This window comes from Bacteroides sp. Phil13 (assembly GCF_001940965.1).
GTDB lineage: Bacteria > Bacteroidota > Bacteroidia > Bacteroidales > Bacteroidaceae > Bacteroides > Bacteroides intestinalis.
Window position 1 is genome coordinate 1 of record NZ_MSHA01000008.1, and the last position, 21968, is coordinate 21968.

Annotated in this window: 12 protein-coding genes and 1 pseudogene; 3 read left to right on the top strand and 10 right to left on the bottom strand. The window is 42.4% G+C overall.

What is annotated here, in order from left to right:
* From BWI44_RS00870 to BWI44_RS00895, 6 genes and pseudogenes are all read right to left on the bottom strand, one after another.
* Positions 1 to 504: pseudogene (locus BWI44_RS00870) on the bottom strand (hypothetical protein); the annotation flags it as partial.
* Between the two features lie 120 nt (positions 505 to 624).
* Entirely contained in the window at positions 625 to 1731 is a 1107-nt protein-coding gene (locus tag BWI44_RS00875; protein ID WP_118423151.1) for a glycan-binding surface protein, read from the bottom strand.
* Positions 1732 to 1764: 33 nt separating this feature from the next.
* On the bottom strand, positions 1765 to 3432 hold the full coding sequence (locus tag BWI44_RS00880) for a RagB/SusD family nutrient uptake outer membrane protein (RefSeq protein ID WP_118216648.1): 1668 nt from the start codon (positions 3430 to 3432) through the stop codon (positions 1765 to 1767).
* Between the two features lie 25 nt (positions 3433 to 3457).
* A complete protein-coding gene (locus BWI44_RS00885) occupies positions 3458 to 6595 on the bottom strand; it encodes a SusC/RagA family TonB-linked outer membrane protein (RefSeq protein ID WP_195208812.1) in 3138 nt (1045 codons plus the stop codon).
* A 341-nt stretch (positions 6596 to 6936) separates the two neighbouring features.
* Entirely contained in the window at positions 6937 to 9534 is a 2598-nt protein-coding gene (locus tag BWI44_RS00890) for a beta-glucosidase (RefSeq protein ID WP_195208811.1), read from the bottom strand.
* Between the two features lie 165 nt (positions 9535 to 9699).
* Positions 9700 to 10587 carry a helix-turn-helix domain-containing protein gene (locus tag BWI44_RS00895; protein ID WP_007660335.1) on the bottom strand — a complete coding sequence of 296 codons (888 nt, stop codon included), beginning with the start codon at positions 10585 to 10587 and terminating at the stop codon, positions 9700 to 9702.
* Between the two features lie 216 nt (positions 10588 to 10803).
* On the opposite strand from BWI44_RS00895, the gene BWI44_RS00900 reads away from it, so the two are divergent.
* The 3 genes from BWI44_RS00900 (at position 10804) to BWI44_RS00910 (ending at position 13483) form a co-directional block, all read left to right on the top strand.
* Positions 10804 to 11811 (top strand): aldo/keto reductase, encoded by a 1008-nt coding sequence (locus tag BWI44_RS00900; protein WP_118423148.1) that lies wholly within the window; start codon positions 10804 to 10806, stop codon positions 11809 to 11811.
* 369 nt (positions 11812 to 12180) lie between these two features.
* Complete coding sequence (locus BWI44_RS00905) at positions 12181 to 12813, top strand: DUF4136 domain-containing protein (protein WP_117691815.1); 633 nt, start codon at positions 12181 to 12183, stop codon at positions 12811 to 12813.
* Between the two features lie 40 nt (positions 12814 to 12853).
* Positions 12854 to 13483 (top strand): outer membrane beta-barrel protein, encoded by a 630-nt coding sequence (locus BWI44_RS00910; protein WP_117691817.1) that lies wholly within the window; start codon positions 12854 to 12856, stop codon positions 13481 to 13483.
* A gap of 117 nt (positions 13484 to 13600) precedes the next feature.
* Here the strand turns inward: BWI44_RS00910 and BWI44_RS00915 are convergent, their stop codons facing one another.
* The 4 genes from BWI44_RS00915 to BWI44_RS00930 all read right to left on the bottom strand — a co-directional run bounded on the left by BWI44_RS00915 (position 13601) and on the right by BWI44_RS00930 (position 21639).
* Positions 13601 to 16750, bottom strand: a complete 3150-nt coding sequence (locus BWI44_RS00915; protein ID WP_195208810.1) for a serine hydrolase domain-containing protein — start codon at positions 16748 to 16750, stop codon at positions 13601 to 13603.
* A gap of 130 nt (positions 16751 to 16880) precedes the next feature.
* Positions 16881 to 19883: a serine hydrolase domain-containing protein gene (locus BWI44_RS00920; RefSeq protein WP_195208809.1), complete on the bottom strand. Its 3003-nt coding sequence runs from the start codon at positions 19881 to 19883 to the stop codon at positions 16881 to 16883.
* Positions 19884 to 19918: 35 nt separating this feature from the next.
* The gene (locus tag BWI44_RS00925; RefSeq protein ID WP_195208808.1) at positions 19919 to 20821 is read right to left on the bottom strand and encodes a bifunctional metallophosphatase/5'-nucleotidase; all 903 of its coding nucleotides are present in this window, start codon (positions 20819 to 20821) and stop codon (positions 19919 to 19921) included.
* Between the two features lie 44 nt (positions 20822 to 20865).
* Positions 20866 to 21639: a 5'-nucleotidase C-terminal domain-containing protein gene (locus tag BWI44_RS00930; RefSeq protein WP_195208807.1), complete on the bottom strand. Its 774-nt coding sequence runs from the start codon at positions 21637 to 21639 to the stop codon at positions 20866 to 20868.
* Positions 21640 to 21968 lie beyond the last annotated feature (329 nt).

The following is a 21968-nucleotide window of genomic DNA, read 5'->3' on the forward strand; positions in this document are numbered from 1 at the left end:
TGCCATACGTATACCACGTTCATGAGCCATGCTCAAAACATCACACATCAACGTCTGCGATTTCTCATAATGCTCTCGTGGAGTAGAAGAAGTTACAGAAGCATCACTACCAAAAGCCTCCGCACCTTCCGGCAAAGAAAATACACGGTCAGTACCGAAAGCATAATCTTTCACTTTCATGGGCAAATACCCCCAACGTGCAGTAAGAGAATTATCAAAACAAGCTTGAGGAAGAATATCCTTATATTCTATCTTGATCATCGGTTCCACATAAGTGGCATAACGTTCACCCCCACCGGTATAATTATGAAATCCAATAAAATTAATACCATATTGCTGACATTCGTCCAGATAATCCCGATAGTCTTCCAAATTCCAGCCCGTAGGACCTGAAAGAAAGTTATGCCAAGGAAGTACTCCTCTAATATTAAATTTCTCTTGTGCCAACAAACTGACAGGTAAACATAATAGAATAAATATATATTGGATTTTTCGTATCATCATTCAAGCTTTTTTAAAGGATAAAAGAGAGGTAGCTCGTTTTTCATAACTGCCTCTCTTTTGAAATTATACTCTCATCTGAAAAACTGTTCTTTTAACCTTATAAAAGGATATAGCCAGTACTTAGTCTTTAGGCACAATACGGAAATTGTCAAAACTGATATCGGTATCTTCTGCATAACTGTTACCCATGATCTGTAGAACACCATCGGCAGGAACACTTCCCTTCCACATTGTACCCAATTCAAGAGTTACTGTCTGCCACTCACCATTTGTATTTAAAGCAAGTCCTGAAGCAAAAGGTTCCCAGTCATAATTTATCTGAGAGAAATAGAAGCGAATCTGACGCTTAGTCAAAGGCTTCAATGTATTCACTTCAAACTTCAGCAAGTAATTATTTTGATTGGCCAGTACTTCCGGGAAATACTCAACAGCAAGTTGTGAGATACCAGTCACTGAATTCCAGTCCCAATCATTTGCATCGCCTTTGGCTATATTGAAGCGGCAATATTGTCCGCTAATAGCTACCGGGGTAGGACCACTACTCAGATATTGTCCACCTCCCCATCCTGTAAATGGGTCATAATCACATAGCATATTGCCCTTTTCTTTATATTTTCCAGGAACCATTACCTCTCCTGCAACCGGGCTGACTATTTTAACTTTAGCACCAACTGCAGCATCAGTAGGAAGTTTGAAATATAAAGTATCCTGTACCGCTCTTACAATTTCCATCTCACGGTCACCAAAGTATAACTTACCCGATTCAGTAGTTATCTCATACAGATCAAAATAGTCTCCCACAATTTTCATCATTTCGCCTGCAGGAGTAAATTCATTATACATACCATCAATCCGCAAATCCGGGACAAAGACAGAAAGAGGTGTGGTTACCGTTGCGCTACCAGTTGACAAGGTTATCAGATTATTTACATTTTCAGGAATCACCCTCGGAATAGGAAATGTAATTTCATTGGATGTTATGTATGCCTCTAACATGTCTACCGGAACATCATTCACTAAAATAGATGTAACAGCATTCAACCCAGTACCTTGCACAATAATATATTGTGCAAGATTAGCTTTATCAATAGCTTCCTTACGGTCAGTCACCGTAGACACCTTTGCTACACTTAAGGGAGCAATCGCTTCATCATCATCAGAGCAAGATGAGAATGCACCACACCCTAATATCGCCAAAACTAATAAAGTATATTTTAATGTTTTCATTGTTTCTTCATTTAAGTTTATACAGAATACTCATTACCAACCCGGATTATTAGAGTCAATCTTATCATTGGCATTGACTTCACTAATAGGCAGCGGATAAAGCAAATTACGTTCCAAACGACGTTTAGTAACATTATGCTCATCCATATCAATAGCATTCATTACTCCCAAATAAATACCCCAGCGGAATAAATCGTACCGACGATCTGCTTCATACGCCAACTCGCGGGCACGTTCTTCAAGTACAGCAGAACGGAACTCATTCTGATTCATGCCAGAGAACGGAGTCGCATTTGCACGTGTACGGATTCTATTAACCTGATTATAAGCCTCAGCATCCGGTCCACCATTCAATTCATTCACAGCTTCCGCATAAATCAGCATAATATCCGGCAAACGAAGCAGTGGAAAATGGAAATCACTGTTCTTTTGTTTACGATCTGTCACAAATGTAAATTTAGTCAACTTTGCTAATGTCCAACCTTCGCCTTCCTGATATACTTCCGTACCATCAAATGCATTGCCTTCACTATCATAAACCTCTTTATTGGCTACTTTATCAGCATACCAACGTGGATAATAATTATAAATCACCTTTCCATTAGAAATACCACCAGAAGCATACCGGTGTATAACTCCGTCTACAGCACGCTTATCTTTCTCTTCAAAAAGTAAATACCAGTGGTCACGCATTCCATACCAGTTACCTTCCATCGTACCGTCTTCCTTAAAGATACCTACATAGTCCTGGCAAATCGTATTACCAAAATCAGCATCAGCACTTTTAGCCTGAGCCATCCAGATATGTTCCCCCTTATTACGGTTAGCAATGGACCACACATCCATATATTTATCAAACAAGGTATACTCCTGTATTACTTCCCATGCCTTATCACGTGCCAGCTCATAATACTTTTTCGAATCAAAACTTTCATATCCGGCCACAGTTTGTGCGGTATGCGTAATTGCTTGTGGTTCCGGATTAGAAGGTTTTCCACCTTTAACAACAATGGGTACTCCGGACATTGCCCCTGATGCCATTGTTGCATAAACTTTTGCTAATAGTGCTTTTGCTGCACCACTTGAAGCATGTCCTTCGATAAAACCCGCATCATTTTTAGAATACATATTCTCTGCCTGATCCAGTAGTTCAATAATATGTGCATAAACATCAGCTACGGAAGAACGAGCCTGATGCATATCTTCACCTTCTGATATAGATTTTCTGAAAATAGGTACCGGACCATAATTTCTGACCAGATTAAAATAAGCCCATGCTTTCAGGAAACATAATTGTCCTAAAGCATCTTCCTTACTTTCAGGGGTTAGATTGTTCATTGCAGTAATCTTAGAAGTAGCCAAATTAGCACGATGAATCAATGTATAACACCCTTGCCACATGTGGTCTATTCCCCAAAATCCCTGCGGATTACCAGCTCCCACATTACCAAATGCCCATGAAGCACCAGAAGCATAGTCACAATCCATATTCGTGAGATACAGATAAGAACCCGGAGCAATAAAATTGGTAATAATGGTATTGTAAGCTCCTGTTACAAGTTGTGAAGCAGCACTTTCACTGTCTCCCAACTGCTCAGGAGAAACAAAATCGTATGCTTTCTCTTCCAACAGGTTGTCGCAAGAGCATGCAGCCACAGCCGCCCACAACAATATGACTGATTTTAATATAATCTTTTTCATAACTTTCTTTGAATTGAATTAAACGTTAGAATGTACATTGCAAACCGAATGAAAAAGTACGGCTACTTGGATAAGAGAACATATCCACTCCACGACGTGAAGAATCGCTACCGAAAGAGTTTACATCCGGGTCAAACCAACTATAACCGGAGATTGTAAATACATTGCTTACAGAAACATATAGATTCACTGATTCTATCCCTTTAAATGAAGGTATCCATTTATAACCCAAATTAATATTTTTCATTCTGAGGTAAGATCCGTCTTCTACATAACGATCAGACAATTTCATAGTTCTACCATAACCAGCATAAGCTTTCGGCCATTTCGCAATCGCTCTGTTTTCTGGAGTCCACCGGGTATTATACATTTCTTGTGGAATATTACCGATACCGCTCATTGTTACTTCCATTAAGTTAGCATTGAAAATATCACCTCCCACACATCCTTGCAGGAAGAAACTCAAAGAGAAGTTCTTATAAGAGAAATTATGCGTCATACCAAATGTAAAATCAGGATTGGTATCTCCAATAATCTGGCGGTCAGCGTTTGTAATACCGGCTACGCCATCAAGGTCCTTATATTTCACTTCACCAATCATAGCTTTACATACAGCATCCGATTCATTAGCATAGAAAGGATCTGATCTCACCTCTGCAATGTTATCATAGAATCCGTCTTCTACAAAACCATAAATTGTACCGATCGGCAATCCATTACGTTGCAAGAAAACATTATCAGCTTTACTCCATCCTTGTGCAAACTGGTCACCGGGAAGTCCACTAATCTTATTACGGTTGAAAGAGATATTTGCATCGAAATCCCAATTAAAATCCTTTGTTGCCACTGCATAGAACTTACCGGAGATTTCAAGCCCCTTATTGGTTACATTACCAAAGTTCGTAGTCATGTTAGAAAAGCCTGTACTTTGAGGAATCTGTATATTCTGCAACAAGTCTGATGTCTTCTTATAATAAAGATCAACTGTTAAGTTTACTCTGTTCTTAAAGAATCCCATATCCACACCCACATTATATTGGCTGGTTGTTTCCCATTTTAAATCCGGATTTGCCGGACCTCTCCAGGTTAGGTTGGCAAAACCACTGGCAAGCGCACCATTAATAGGATAATTGGCCACAGTCAAATAATCGCGTGTAGCATAAGCACCAATAGCCTGATTACCTGTCTGACCATAACTTGCACGTACTTTCAGGTTACTGAAGATATTCAGTCTCTTAATAAATTCTTCTTCCGAGGCACGCCATGCAATAGCACCTGATGCAAAGTTCGACCATTTATTACCAGGAGCAAACTTACTGGAACCATCTCGACGGAAAGAAGCAGTGAACAGATATTTGTTCATTAAACTATAATTGGCACGTCCCAGGAAAGAAACCAAAGAAGTCATGCCGCGCCCACTGGTCGGCTTACCCGGATTAACGGCTGCACTCATATCATAATCTTCTGTTATATCTTGCGGAAAACCGGTGGCAGTCATGGCTTTATTACCATAATCACCTTTTTCATAAGAGAAAGCAACCACTGCATTCAAAGAGTGATTCTTATTAAACTCTTTGTTATAAGTAGCCATTGTTTCGAGTACCAGATTCTTTGCCCAGTTATCAGCTTTAGAAGCATAGCCGTTCACCGGATCCTTACCCTCCACTGTCTCACGGTTATAATACACATTACGTTCGTTTCCATTATAAGAGAAACCTACATTCTGACGGAGTTTTAAATCTTTAATCGGAGTTATCTCCAGATAAGAAGAAGAGAAGAATGTATTAGTAGTCAGCTCATCTTTTGCTGCACGCGTATAAACATATGGGTTGGAAGAGAACCAGTTCAACTGAGCATTATTCGTTTCATCATCCAAAGGAGCAGTAGCTGGATAAAACAAAGTTCCACGAATAATACCATCACTGACTGAGTTTGTCTTTGCCAACTTATTCAATGAATTAGTGAAACTCATATTAGTTCCGATTTCAATCCACTCATGTACTTTACGAGCTACATTTGCACGGAATGTATAACGTTTATAACCAGAGTTGTTAATAATACCTTCCTGATCCAATATGTTACCGGAAATTGCATAATACCCTTTATCACTGGAACCACTAACACTCAAGTTATATTCCTGAGAAAAAGCTGTCTCAAACACTTCATCCTGCCAATTCACACTTGGATACTTACCATTTCTGTAATCGTCCGGTCCCGGAGAGTATACCGCTTCTCCTGTAGCCGGATCAACAGTGGATGTTCCCGGATAAGGTATTTTTTCATTTGCCCCATCATACTTATTAAACATCTCCGCAGCCTCATTACGATATTTAGCATACGTATAACCATCCAGCATATCCATCTTCTTCACCACTTTGGAGATTCCGAAATTAGCGCTGAAACTAATATTATCTTTGCCCTTAGCACCGCGTTTTGTAGTAACCAGTACAACACCGTTGGCACCACGGGAACCATAGATAGCAGTGGCAGAAGCATCTTTCAGGATTTCAATAGATTCAATATCTGCCGGATTGATGGCAGAAAGCGGATTGGTCGTTTGAAGCATACCATCCTTACCGGTCCCCGGAGTACCACTGGTTGTGAAAGGAATACCATCCACAATATAAAGCGGTTCCGTAGATGTAGAGAATGAGTTTGCACCACGGATCTGAATACTTACACCTGCTCCCGGAGCACCATCATTCTGATTAACCTGTACACCAGCAATACGCCCCTGCAAGCTTTGATTGATACTGATCGGATTGGTTTTCATCAACTCATCACTCTTAATACTGGTGACCGATCCCGTTAAATCACTCTTCTTCATCGTACCGTAACCAACTACCACGACTTCATCAAGCAATTCCGTATCCTCTGCCATTCTTACATTCAGAGTTCTCTGTCCAGGTTTCAAGGTTATCGTTTGTTCCTTATAACCTATACATGAGAAGACCAGCACATTTTTCCCTTTAGGGACATTCACGCTATACCGACCTTCCGTATCAGCAATGGAACCTACCCCGGCATCCTTAACCAACACATTGGCTCCAATCAATGGAGAACCATCGTTAGCATCAGTAATAGTACCGGTAACGATGGATTCCTGAGCCATCACATGACTACTCATTAAGAGCGTCATCAGAAACAACATAATGTTTTTCATATATAACACTGATTTAAAATAATAAATTCTTCAACACTGCAAATATAGCTGCCGTCTCTATGATAAACAAGTACAATTTTATCATTAACTAATACTATTTCGACACTATGCAATAAGTATCTGATCAGAAGGCATACCCCATTCAAACACGTTATATAAAACGAGTTGAAGAGTTTTTACCTAACATAGTTAAAAGTTAAATTAATACATTTCAAGAAAAGTATTCCTATATTATATTATCCCAATATAAGAATAAAAAAGCATCATATCACAGACTATAAACTATCCATTAAAACAATCTTTTCCCCTAAAAAAGCACCTATATCCTGACTCAACTAACCTTATTCTACCCTTATTTCAAAATTCCTATTTATTCCTTTAGATAGTCCTTCCTGACCACTTCCCACAAACAAGGAATATTTCCCCGGAAGCATCTTCCATATTCCTTCCTGCCATATAGAAAGCTGGCGGGGAGCAATTGTAAAAGTAACCGTTTTACTTTCACCCGGTTTCAGGTCCACTCTCGCAAAAGCCACCAATTTCTTTAACGGGAAAGTATAAACCGGAGTATTTTCACGGGAAATATATACCTGAACAACTTCTTCTCCTGCTACATCACTTATATTTTTAATTTCAATAGAACATTGCAAAGTACCATCCGGACGAACCACACCATCACTTTGCAAATGTGTATACTCAAAGTTCGAATAACTTAAACCGTGTCCGAATCCGTAAAGAGGCTTACTTGACAAATATTGATAGGTACGACCTTTCCAAATATCATAATCCAAAATATCCGGCAACTGCTCTTCCGATTCATAAATAGTCATCGGTAACTTACCCGATGGATTTTCTGAACCGAACAAAATGCCAGCCAAAGCCTTACCTCCCTCTTGTCCCGGATACCAAGCTTGAAGAATAGCAGGGACATTTTCTGCAGCCCATTTTGAAGTTAACGGATTTCCCGTGTGGAGTATCAAGGCAGTATGAGGATTCACTTTATAGATTTCTTTTAGCAGCAATTCCTGTGTCATAGGTAAATAAATGGAAGGCAGATCACGATTTTCACGAGCCAACTTTTCATCATTCCCCAAAGCAACCAATACTAAATCCGCCCCGGATACAAATTCTTTCACCTTATCTATTTGATCTGAATTTCCAAAATCAGAAACCAACATACAAGCAGCAGCACCCGTCTTATTTATATATTCTATTTTAACTGGCATTTTTCTGCCTGCCTCAAACGGAACCTCTACAGAATAAAACTGTAAACCACGAGCATTCCATTTATCCAAAACTAAACGATCATTCAACCAAATGCGCACTCCACCATCCGCATACATACCAATAGTATGTTTGCCACTTACCGGAGCTTTCAGATATCCACTCCATCTGACAGAATAATTATTTTTAGTTAAACGTTCATCCGGTGTACCATCTCCCCAGTCAAAACCCACAGTCTTATCAATTCTTGAAAACAAAGGGATATTACTCAGATTGTGCCCACTTATATAGTCAGCAGTAAGTCCCTGGCTCACCCCATCAGAAGCTACCAAATACTCCGAACCAACCGGAGAAATCACGGAAGTGCCTTCCATGTATGAAACCTTCACTTTTTTACCTACTAAATCTTTAACACCCTGAAGCAAAGAAACGTTATGAACAGGTTTCCCACTATATCCGCCCAGATAATTATTATCAGCAAATGGACCGACGATAGCTACAGAACGTATCTTCTTCTTATCTACAGGCAAGAAATCATTGTCATTCTTTAAAAGTACGATGGATTTAACCGCAGCTTCATAAGCTAGCTTCCCAAATTTTTCTCCTGCAAGTAACTTTTTATCATAATGATTATAGGGAACAAGTTCAATAGGGTCGAATTCACCTAATTTAAAACGTGCTGTTAATACGCGAGTCAAAGCCTTATCAATAGCTTGTTCTGAAACCAATCCCATCTTTACAGCTGCTACCAGTTTCTCGCGATAGGTTCCCCCACATTCCAAATCACAACCACTATTTATACCTAAAGCAGCAGCTTCCTCCAATGAGTTTACAACCCGGTGCTGCCAGTTCATGACTCCAATAGCTCCACAATCAGAAACAACAAATCCGTCAAATCCCCACTCTTTTCTCAGAACATCTCCTAAAAGCCAGGTTGAGCCACTCGGAGCCACTCCGTTAAAGGCATTATAAGCAGTCATTACAGATTGCGCATCCGCTTCCTTTACGCATGCCTCATAAGCCGGAAAGTAATATTCATACAACTGCTTGGTGGGTATCTGTGAAGAACTGGAGAAACGGTCATTTTCTTGGTTATTGGCAACAAAATGTTTTATTGTAGCAACCGTCTTCAGATAATCGGGATGATCTCCCTGTAATCCCTTCACAAAAGCTACCCCCAAACGGGAAGTCAAATAAGGGTCCTCACCATAAGTTTCCTCATTCCGTCCCCAGCGGGGATCACGAGCCATATTAATAGTAGGAGACCAATAAGTAAGTCCCTTTCCTATTTCCAAATATTTCAGGCGAGCCTCTGTAGAGATGGCAGAAGCTACTTTCTTAATTAATAATGTATCCCAGGTAGAAGCCAGATTAATAGCTTGTGGAAACACAGTCACTTCACCCGCACGAGCCACTCCATGCAGGCATTCATTCCAATAATTATATGAGGGGAGATTCAGGCGCGGTATGCTATCTGTTTCATTAGAAAGCTGAGCCACCTTTTCTTCAAGTGTCATCTTGCTGATGAGATTCTCTACACGTGCAGATATAGGTTGAGATAAATCGCCAATAATTCGCTCCTTCACTCCACGCACTTCCACTTTTCCACTTGCATTGAAAGCCGGACAGTCATCACATCCACCATTGTCCTGGGCCTTCAATGAAATATTTGCTAATATAAATGCTCCAACTAATAAAGACTTTCTCGCTTGCATATTTTCCAATAGATTAGAATATGTTTTTCTATTTGCAAATGTAGCGATATCCTAATACTCCAACTGATATTATTTTATCCTTTCATTGTACAATTCTTCGTTGAGTAGGGAAATACCTCTTTTAAGAGTAAGACAAACGATATGCCAAATACTAAAAGTTCAAAATCAGATCACTATCTTCTTCTTTCTATAATTCTCCCGGAACTCTTTCGGCGAACAATCCTTCTTCCGTTTAAATATCCGGTTGAAATTGGACAAGTTATTAAAACCACAGTCATAACATATCTCAGCAATCGTATGTGCAGAGTCCACCAGTAAACGGGTAGCAAAACCAAGACGGATATCTATGATATAATCAGAAAGCGTCTTCCCCGTACGCAACCGGAAAAAACGGCTGAATGAAACAGGCGTCATGCCTACCATATCCGCCAAAGTATTCAAGCGAATATCCTCCTGATAATGATCGGCAATATACTTCTGCACTCTTTGCACGCGACGACTATCTGAGAAAGTTTCTATTTTAGCAAAAGAAGAACTGGACAATACTTTCGCATCATCATATTGCGATAGCTCATAAAGTATTCTCAAGAAATGCATCACTGCATAAAAACCTTGTTCCTCCGAAGCCAGTCGATCCAACCAATTATATACTTTCATAATGGCCTGCATAGGAAAACTAATACCGCACTGAGCTTTCTCCAGCATACAACGAATACTATCGAACTGGTTCTTATTCATAAAGTTCTTGAAAAACAAGTCGGGCGAGAACTGAATTGTAATCTCACGGATTTCTTTAGAGTCACATTCATGCTGTTCCCACACATGTTCCAACTCTTTGCCGGTTATCAACACCAGATCATAATCTCCGATAACTTCGGCTGAATCTCCTACCACACGGCGGACACCGGCCGCATGCTCTGTAAAGTTGAGTTCAAACTCAGCATGACAATGAATAGGATAAGTAAATTCTGTCTTACGACGATCGGCAATATAAAAACAATCGCGATCGGACAAGGGAGTAATTTCCCTCATGATGTAATTTGAGCTTTCCATATTGACTGGTTAAAAAAGTATCATGTTGCAAATATAATCATTCTTTATTAATACAATAATTAATAAGCCTGATTTTATTTGCAATCTTCACAACGCTCCTATTCCGACATCTTTCACTAAGAAATCCGCTGTGCTTTGCTATACTTTTCGACAGTACAATCTGTTCTTTTCCGATAAAATCACTTACTTTTGTATTCTCACTTAAACTTAATAGCAATGATAAACCCCATTTACTCTCCCGACAGCAGTCGGTACGACAACGGCATGAAGTATCGCCGTTGCGGACGAAGCGGCATATTGCTGCCCGAAATATCATTAGGTTTGTGGCACAACTTTGGCGACGTCAATACTTTCGCTAATTCACAGGCAATGGCACACCACGCTTTCGACAAAGGGATTACCCATTTCGACCTTGCCAACAACTACGGTCCTTCCTACGGTTCAGCAGAAGAAACTTTCGGAATGATCATGAAGAAATCGTTCATGCCTTATCGTGACGAACTGTTCATTTCCACGAAAGCAGGACATGATATGTGGCCCGGCCCTTACGGCGAATGGGGGTCCAGAAAATACTTGATGACCAGCCTTAATCAGAGCCTGCGACGCATGAATCTGGATTATGTGGATATCTTCTATTCACACCGCTACGATCCCGACACTCCGTTGGAAGAGACTCTGCAAACCCTCGTAGATATTGTGCGGCAAGGTAAGGCCCTGTACGTCGGTATCTCAAAATATCCGAAAGCAGCAGCCGAATTTGCCTACCGTTACCTGGCAGAAAGAGATGTGCATTGCCTGCTTTATCAGGGAAGATATAACATTTTCAACCGCGAACCGGAAGAAGAAGGTATCCTGCAACAAGCTAAAGAAAACGGTACAGGCTTCATTGCTTTCTCTCCTCTGGCACAAGGTCTATTGACAAACCGTTACCTGAACGGTATTCCCGACGACTCACGCATTGCCAAAGGTGGGTTCCTGAAAAAAGAGGCATTGACTGACGAAACGCTGAAGAAGATAAAAGCCCTGAACGAAGTTGCCACGCAACGCGGACAAACTCTTGCTGAAATGGCTCTGGCATGGTTGCTGAAAGATGATATGGTTACCTCAGTCATTATCGGAGCAAGCTCTGTAGCACAGTTGGATGACAATCTGCAAAGTATCAAAAATACGAAATTCACAGCAGAAGAATTAGAAAAGATCAATCAGATAGATAATCTGAAATAAACTGATAATAAGGACTTGTTTTATCGTCTGCAGGCAGGTAAATCAGTTCCTTTTAAGAGTAACGAGCGTTTCCACGAAAGGGAACGCTCGTTTCCATTAAGGGAAACTCCAGTTCCTACGTGAAGAAACAGGCGTTCCTACGTGAAGAAACAAGCGTTCCCACAGGCAGGAAACTCCAGAACATTAATTTCCAATAAGATACGAACCAGTATTCTATCCCAAAAACTCACTTTCTTAAGACTTTCTTCACCAAGAATACAATTTTAACACACCCCTTTCTGAACCTTTTATTTTTTATCTTGTTCATGTACCAAAAGCCTGAGGTACCAGGGCAGGATTTTTTATATATAACCTAAACATTATAAAAGTATGAAGAAATTAATTCCCCTATTATTGGTGGTCTTAACTTTCGCAGCCTGCGAAAAAGACCCTGACATGGATAAGCTGGACAACAAATATCTGGTTTATACTAATTATGACTCGAAAGCCGATTTCAAAGCTTTCCAAACGTACTACATGCCGGACAGCATTCTTGTCATCGGCGATAAGAAAGAAGCCGAATATTGGAAAGATGAAAGCGCTCAGGAAATTCTGCAAGCCTATGCTACCAATATGAATAACCGTGGCTTTGTCCGCGTAGACGACCGTGAAGAAGCCAACCTCGGTTTACAGGTCAGCTACATCAAGAGCACTTACTATTTTAATGACTACGGACGTCCCGAATGGTGGTGGAACTATCCAGGTTACTGGGATGCACCTTACTGGGGTAACTGGGGCGGATGGTACTATCCGTATGCTGTGACTTATACTTATAGCACGGGGTCATTCATTACCGAGCTCCTAAATCTGGAAGCCACACAAGGCGAAAAAGAAAAGCTGCCCGTACTCTGGACAAGCTATATGAGCGGATTACTTAGCGGTTCCACATCTGTAAATACCAAACTGGCTGTTGAAGGCGTAAACCAAGCTTATGCTCAATCTTCATATCTGACTAATAAATAATTAGTAGTAAGTAGTTAAGTCGTTTAAAACAATAACAAGTATGAAAACAATAAAATATATTTCTATGAGAGTACTGGCGGTTGCCGCTCTGGCTCTCGTCTTCGCCATGCCGGCAAAGGCACAATTGACCGATAACGGTTATGCCAATATCGATTGGCAATTCAACTTCCCCCTGAGCAACCATTTCGCTGATAAAGCCAGCGGATGGGGTATGAGCTTCGAAGGTGGTTACTACGTCACTCCAAACTTTGCTCTCGGTGCTTTCCTGGCTTATCATAGCAATCACGAATACTTCGGACGCCAAACACTTCCGGTAGGTGAAGGCGGCAGCATCAATACCGACCAACAGCATACATTGTTCCAGTTACCTTTCGGTCTGGCAGGTCGTTATACTTTCGACCGCGGTAGCGCTTTCCAACCTTACGTTGGTGTGAAGGTAGGTCCTCAATACGCTGAAATGAAATCAACTTTCAATGTTTATGAAGCAAACAAGAGTACCTGGGGCTTCTATGTATCACCGGAAATTGGTCTCAACATTTACCCATGGGCTTATGGTCCGGGGTTGCACATTGCCGCTTACTATAGCTATGGCACGAACAAGGGCGACCTGTTCACTTATAGTGTAGACGGTTTAAGCAATTTCGGTCTGCGTCTGGGTATTGCATTCTAACATAATTTGCATTGCAACACAGATAAGTTTGACTGGTATTAATTGATTGTTTCAAGACGTGAAAAAGGGAATAACCGGCCGCGTGAGCGGGGGGCTATTCCCTTCTTCTATATATAGCTATTTTAACGCCTGATACATCACCTCCTGTATTCGTGTACGGATATCCATCTTCATCAGCTTCGTATTCCATACATCCGGATAGATACGATTGCAAAGGAAAACGTAAACCAGCCCATTCGTCGGATCAACCCAGGCACAAGTTCCTGTAAATCCGGTATGCCCATAAACAGTGGCAGGCGTAGCCGTAGCACAAGGACTCTTTGCCGGATTCTGCCGGTCAGGTTTATCGAATCCCAGACCACGACGACTGATGCAGGATACAGTAGTAGTAAATACACGACAAGTTTCCGGACTCAAATAACGCTTACCATCCAACTCTCCTCCATTCAACAACATTTGATAAATTTGAGCCACTTCCGTTGCATTGGAGAATAGACCGGCATTCCCTGATACACCGCCTTGGAAAGCTGCCGACTCATCATGCACGAAGCCCTGAAGAACCGTCTTCCGCAAGAATGGATCCACCGAAGAAGGTATGATTTCCGCTTTCGGTATAGGAGTATGCTTACCAGATACAATGCCTGCATATGCTGTTCCTGCCGTAGCTGCACCCTTCAATGGCAAATACCCCGTACGTTTCAACCCCATCGGAGCATAAAACTCCTGCTCCAAAAAAGCATCCATCGACATGCCCGTACGCGCCTCAACCAATTGCTGCAACAGGATGAAACCTACACAGCTATACCGATAACGGCGATCGCGCAACGGTGCCTTCACAATCGTTTGTTGATAGATTTCTCTAAAGGAACGATTCAGCCATAAGCTATCGGCAACTTGTAAGGTATGCTCTGCCGTCCGCACTTTAGAAGTCAACCCTTTCTGGAACTTAAATTTCAGATTAGCCCAGGTACGAACCCCTATCTGTACAGAATGTGCAGCATCCGGTTTTGCTTTGAAAAGAGTTCCTCCATAGCTCTCTTTATCGATAGCTTCCTGATAAAACAACAATGTAGAAGGTAATCCGGATTCATGCAACAACAACTGGCGGACTGTGATATCTTTTTTATCCGTATCTTGCAACCAAGGCAGATAGTCTGACACACGATCGGTAAGATTCAAACGTCCTTTATCATACAGCTTCATAACAGCGAGCAATGTTGCCGTAGTCTTTGTCAGCGAAGCCAGATCATAAACATCTGTCGGAGATACCGGTAAAGTAGCGCCGGGGATATTGGTCGTAGAGAGTTTTTTGACAGAAGCACCCGTAGCACCCAGCCAGGTATGTGTTCCGAAAGCTTTATTATACATTTCCTTTCCGTCTTTCAATATCACAATCTGACAACCGGGATAAGCTCCTTCTTTAATGCCTTCTTTCGCTATTTCATCAATGCGAGTCAACAGACGGGAGTTCATACCATGTTCATCAGGCACAAAGTGAAGCGGTGTTTTCGGAGTAATGGTCCGTCCATCTCCCGTAGTAAACAAGTCACTGATACTTGCCGACAGGCGTCCGTTTGCCGTTGCATCGGCATATAGTATTCTGGCTACCTGACACTGTACATCATCATTCGATGAATGTGCAAGTACTACAGCATTAGCAGCCGATACCGCACGGCGTATCTGCAACATTTGCTTACCGGGTATAAAAAGCAGATAAGCTGTTGGAATATCAGGAACAAATTCCCCAAAGAAGGCCTGATAAGGCGCCAAGCGATGTTCCGTCACACAAACAAGGATACGTTTATACTGTGACAGTGAATCACGCAACTGCTTACGTGCAGCCACCGGTAGCTCTTTTTTCAATTGAAAAATGGCAGGTACTCCTTTTGAACCAACAGGATTAATAAATCCGGAAAGCTCCTTCAGGAACGGTTGTATTTCTTTTGCATCACCTACATTGAGCACAGCCACTTCCCGGGTATCTACATCCAACGGAAGCACATCGTTTTTATTCTTCAATACGGTAATCGCCTCCTGGTTCAGGCGCCGTATCAAATCACGAGTGTGCGCCGTATTAATACGATTACTTAACCCCGAAAGGCGAACAAAAGGTTTCTTTGATAGGCCGAGAGCATATTTATAAGTAAGTACCTTCCGGCACTTTGCTTCAATCTCCGCTTCCGTCAGTTCACCGTTTTTCACGGCATCCAGTATAGCATCTACTTCTTCCTTAATCCGTCGGGGCACAAGCAGCAAATCATGCCCTGCTTTCAAAGCTTGCAGGCAAATACTCGTGTTATTGGCAGAAACACCTTTCATAGCCAATGCATCCGTAAATACCAGCCCCTGAAACTTCATCTCTTGTGTCAGCAAATCATGCACTACACTACGGGAAAGTGAGGAAGGCACCCCTCGTTTCGATTCAAGTATCGGCACCTCCAAATGTCCCACCATCATACCGGATAGCCCGGCCTGAATGGCTTTCTTAAACGGATATAACTCCACGCTATCCAAACGTGCACGAGAAAATGTCAACTTCGGCAACGAATGATGCGAGTCCACATCCGTATCACCATGACCTGGAAAATGCTTGCTCACGGAAAGTACGCCACCTTCTTCCAGTCCACGGGCATAGGCTATTACTTTATCGGCCACATTAGCAGGACTTTCTCCAAACGAACGGGTATTGATAACCGGGTTCTTCGGGTTGATATTCACATCCGCCACCGGAGCAAAGTTAACCTGCACACCAAGTTCCCGACATTGCCGGGCCATCTCGCGACCATATTCATAAAGCAGACTGTCGTTTTGTATGCAGCCCAGAATCATATTTCGGGGAAATACTGGTGTACCTCGCAAGCGCATGGAAAGTCCCCATTCGCCGTCAAAGGTTATCATCAACGGAACATCTGCCATCTTCTGTGCTTCATTGGTCAGTATCGCCTGGTTTTCCATCAATCCACCGGAAAAAAGCAGGCCGCCCACTTTGTAGCCATCCACAACTTTACGTAGCAAATCCCGGTTTGCCTTATCTTGCTGAGGAGCAATAGTATAAATGAATAATTGTCCGATACGTTCTCTCAGATTCATCCTGTTGAGTACCGAATCCACCCACTGCCGGCATCGTTCATCATTGGAAACAGATCGTATCATAATAGGTTCAACAGAAGGTACAGGAGATTGTGGTACCGACAGATGGTGTGCCTGAGCATCAAAGCGGACACAACAACTGTATATCATCAAAAAGAATAGGAATAGTTTTTTCATCATCATTTATGCATTAAGGCTACCAAAGTTATAGTATTTCGAACACAAAGACACGGAAAATACAGAGTTTTTTGGACTAATTAGTAAAAAACACTGTATTTCCCGTGTCTCCTGTATTTCTATACCCAGACTATTTCAGGCTTTTATAAATCGCTTCCTGTATATTGGTACGGATATTCATCTCAGTCAGTTTTGTATTCCACACATTGGGACACAGACGGTTGCTGAGGAAAACATACACCGTTCCATGTTCAGGATCCACCCAGGCACAGGTACCCGTAAAACCGGTATGTCCGTAAACGGTATTGGTAGCCGAAGGAGCACAAGGACTGTTCTTCAAATCCTTCAAATTAGGTTTGTCAAAACCCAATCCTCTGCGACTGATGGCAGAGGCCTCCGTAGTGAACAAACGGCAAGTCGCCTCACTCAAATAACGTTTGCCATTCCATTCTCCCCCATTCAGCATCATCTGGTATATCTTCGCAACTTCCGTAGCTGTAGAGAACAAACCTGCATTACCGGAAATGCCACCCATACAAGCGGCAGTCTCATCGTGCACATAGCCGCATAAATCCTGACGGCGCAGGAAATCATTTGCGGCCGTAGGCATAATCTCTTGTTTGGAGTACCTTAATAAGGGCAGATACATGGTACGTTGCAAGCCCATAGGTGCATAAAACTCTTTAGCCAGATAAAGGTCCATTGGCAACTTAACTATAGCCTCTACCACCTGCTGCAATAGGATAAAGCCAAGATCACTGTACACATACCGCTTACTGTCCATATCACACCGGGCAATCTTTTGCAAGATGGTATTCTTGAAGTTCTTGTTCAGCCACATTTTGTCAGCTACATGCAAGTTGTAAGTAGATGATTCTTTTTCAGCGACCAAGCCTTTCTTAAACTTGAAATTTGAACAATAATAGCTATGTTCACTGACTTGCGTGCGATGCCACTCATCCACCCAACTTTGAGCATACGGTCCATGCACCGAGTTCGGGTCGATGGCCTCCAGATAAAAACGAATATAAGGAGGCAGACCGGATTCATGAAGAAGCAAATCCTTTATTGTAATATTCTTCTTATCAGTATTTCGCAAGATTGGCAAATACTGGGACGCTTTATCCGTCAGCTTCAACTTACCCGTATCATAAAGTTTCATCACGGCAAGCAGTGTTGCAGTAGTCTTCGTCAAAGAAGCAAGGTCGAACATATCTGTAGGGCGTACAGCAGTGGTGTCTTTATCAGAATGAGTACCGAAACACTTATCATATACCGTCTGACCATCTTTCAACACCAGCACCTGACACCCTGGATAGGATCCGGCAGCCAATCCGCCCTTGACAATAGCATCGATACGATGCAACTCATTAGACTTCATTCCCAAATCTTCAGGAATAATACGTCCCGGTTTCATCCCCGGAGTAATCACACTTCCCTCACCGGCCTGATAGAGATTACCGATGCTCATGGAAAGCTTTCCCTGAGCAGGGACTTTAGCAAACAGTACACCCGCTACATATTGCTGAATATCCGCTTCCGATGAATGTCCCAGCACCACAGCACTGGCTTGATTCAAAGCCGGAACTAAAGGTTGCATCGCACGATAGGACGTGAAGAAAGCATATACTACGGGGGCGGGCAGATTCAATCCTGCCAGAAAATCGGCATAAGCAAGCGCATCTGTATCTTTACCTGATATGCTGATTACAACCCGCCGATAATTCGCCAGTTTGCGTGCCAGTTCACGGTGCTCATCTCCACTCATCTCCTTCGCCAAATGAAAACACTCCACGGGAACAGGTGACAATTTCTTCATCTCAGCAATGAAGATGCTGTCTTTACCTTCGACCACACTCAACAGTGCAATCGGGGTGTCGCCAACAGGTGTCAACGGTAATACTCCAAAATGATTACCCAGCACCGTAACAGCAGCCTGGCGAAGTCGCGTTACCAGTGCCTTGGCTTCATCTGTATGGATACGATAACTCATTCCGCTAACCTGCAACTGAGGACGCGGCTGACGTAAACCCAACAGATATTTATAAGTAAGTATCTTACGACATTTCTCTTCAACAACCTTCTCCGAAAGAACACCGTCTTTCACCGCATTCAGCACCTCTTGCACAGCATTTTCAGTATTATACTGCACCAGCACCATATCATTTCCTGCAAGCAAGGCCTTTGTAGTAACCTGGGGCACAGATGAAACTCCCTTCATATCCAGTGCATCCGTAAACACCAGCCCCTGGAATCCCATTTCATTTTTCAACAATCCGGTCACCACATTTCCGGAAAGTGAAGAAGCCGTGATAGCATCCGGTTCCAGCACAGGTACCTGCAGATGACCAACCATCACCCCACCCAAGCCGGCACGTATCATTTCTTTGAAAGGATACAGTTCCACACTATCCAGGCGTTCGCGGTTATAATATAGTGACGGTAATCCTTTATGCGAGTCCACATCCGTATCTCCGTGTCCGGGGAAGTGTTTGCACACGGACAACACACCGCCACTCTCCAGTCCACGGCTATAAGCGACCACCTTTTCAGCCACCTTCTTCGGGTCTTCCCCGAAAGAGCGTACATGGATCACCGGGTTCAAAGGATTGGTATTGACATCCGCATCCGGTGCAAAATTCACATGAACACCCAGCTCACGAAATTCCCGTGCCACTTCACGCCCGTATTCATAAATCAGATGGTTGTCTTCAATACAGCCAAGTGCAGCATTCTTCGGGAAATAAGGCGTACCTTCTAGGCGCATAGAGAGTCCCCATTCACCATCGAAAGTAATCATAACAGGAACTTTAGAATTCTTCTGGGCAATATTCGTCAGTATAGCCTGCTCTTCCGGTGTACCTTCGGCAAACAGCAGACCTCCTATCTTATATTTCTTAACCAGATCACGTATTTGTTTCTTCTTCTGTTTATCCACTTTGGCAGGAAAGGTGGTAACAATCAACTGCCCTACTTTTTCTTGCAGGTTCAAACCGGAATATACAGAATCTACCCACTGTTTGCAACGGGCATCTGCCGCTGAAGGGAGAAAAGGCGCTTCTGTCTGAGCATGAAGCAATCCTGCGCCACCCCACAAAAGGGCAGCAAGCAAAAAGAGAATAGGTCTCTTCATTTTTTTACTATTTATTACTTAGATGATTGGGATATTTATTCTTCCGCAAGTGTTAGTTTCAACATACCAACGTAAATTCCACTTTTTCCGGTATGCATCACAGGTACATTCTGACCGTCTTTATTCAAGTAGACAGCCGGTTCTTTCATAAAGGAATGAGTATGCCCACCCAGAATGGCGTCAATATGGTTCGTTTTCTGTGCCAGTTCTTCGTCACAAGAAGCATTTTTAAGTTGATAACCGAGGTGCGACAAGCAAATGACCACATCACAGCCTTCCTCATTCTTCAGCAAATCCGCCATTTTCTGTGCTACTTCTATCGGATCATTATAAACCACACCTTCACATTTATCAGCCTGCACCAACCCTTCCATCTTCGGAGCAAGACCGAATACGCCTATCTTCAACCCATTGCGGTTAAAGGTAGTATAGGGTTTCACCAAGCCTTCCAGCACCGTACCTGTCACATCATAGTTGGAACATACCACCGGGAAGTTTGCCATACGGAACAAGCGTGCCATATTTTCCAAACCGAAATCAAATTCATGATTACCTATCGTCATGGCATCATAACCCATAAGATTCATCATCTTTACTTCGACTTCCCCCTGAAACAAATTGTAGTAAGGAGTTCCTTGAGAAATGTCTCCGCAATCAAACAGTAACAGGTTGGGGTTTATTTTACGCGCTTCCTTAATAAAGGTAGCCCGGCGCACCGTTCCACCCATACCGGCATAGCGGTCGGCAGCATTCACAGCAATGGGTTCAATACGGCTGTGCGTATCACTTGTTTGCAGAATCACCAGTTGTTTGGTTTTCTGGGCAGAGTCAGGAGCTACCAGGCAGAGAGGCTCTACAGGTATCTCTTTAGTCGATTGCTGTGCGGATATCGAAAATAGGCAGCAAACTGCCATCAATAAAAGAATATATCGTTTCATGATTTATGATTTATAATTTATGATTATGCTCTTGCGAAGCTGGATTACTCATCTTTCACAGTTATCCTGCCTTCCATACGGGAAGTAATCTTCTTTCCGGCAGTAGTCTGTTGCTCCACATAGTCCATAAACAAACCACGCAAAGTAGCCCCATCCGGACATTCACGTTTCTCAGCTTGCGGCAGGGCAGTCATACCATCGTTTCCGTCTGCCAGATAATCAATGGTAGCAATTGTATAAAGCTGTTCATCCTCTATCGGACAGCCTGCAACCGTGCCTTCCAATAGTTTTCCGTCTTTTGTTATCAGAAGCTGCATCCCACTGACACCTTGCCCGTGACATGCTGCAATATTATTGAACAATTCTTTCAGATAAACCCCTTTCATGGTCAATACACAAAGAGAATTTTCGAAAGGCAATATCTCATAAATATTTTCGCAAGTAATAGGACCTTCAGTCAATACATTACGCAAGCCACCCATATTTATTAATCCCATATCGGCAGGCTTACCCAATACTTGTCCGGCTGCATTACGTAGAACATCCGCTACCAGATTAGAAAGCAGACTTTCAGGCGCTCCTTTGTCCATGCTTACTTCTGCAGTACCTACCACACGGAGCATGATACTGTCAACCTTCACCTTATAGGGAGCAAGCAATGCTATCGCTTCAGCATCAGGATTTACATCCCAGGTAGAGTCAACCGCCACCATCGTCCCCTCCGCCTTCGTCACCTTATATGCAGAACTACAAGAGCTTAGCAAGAATACAGCTACCAAAAGTACGGCAGGGATAAATTTCAAAGTCATTCTTTTCATTTCGTTTGTTTTTTAAATTGCTACAAATATAACGAATAGTCTTTCTTATCCCATCCTGACGGGAAGAAAAAGAATGAGCTTTTTCATTTTCAGGCACATTTTTAAGTTTCGAGATATTTTCACGTCAAACAGATTACACTTCTTCAGGCTGTACACGAGATATACTTGCTCCGTACCAAATCCGGGATTTCTTCGGTCAGAGATACTTCTGACTGGAGAAAGTATGGAGCAAGTAGGGTTGAGATACGATTGAGATACGGTTAAGGTACGGTTTATGAACCATCGTCACACTGAATATCCCCAAACATATAATAAACCAACGAAATTTA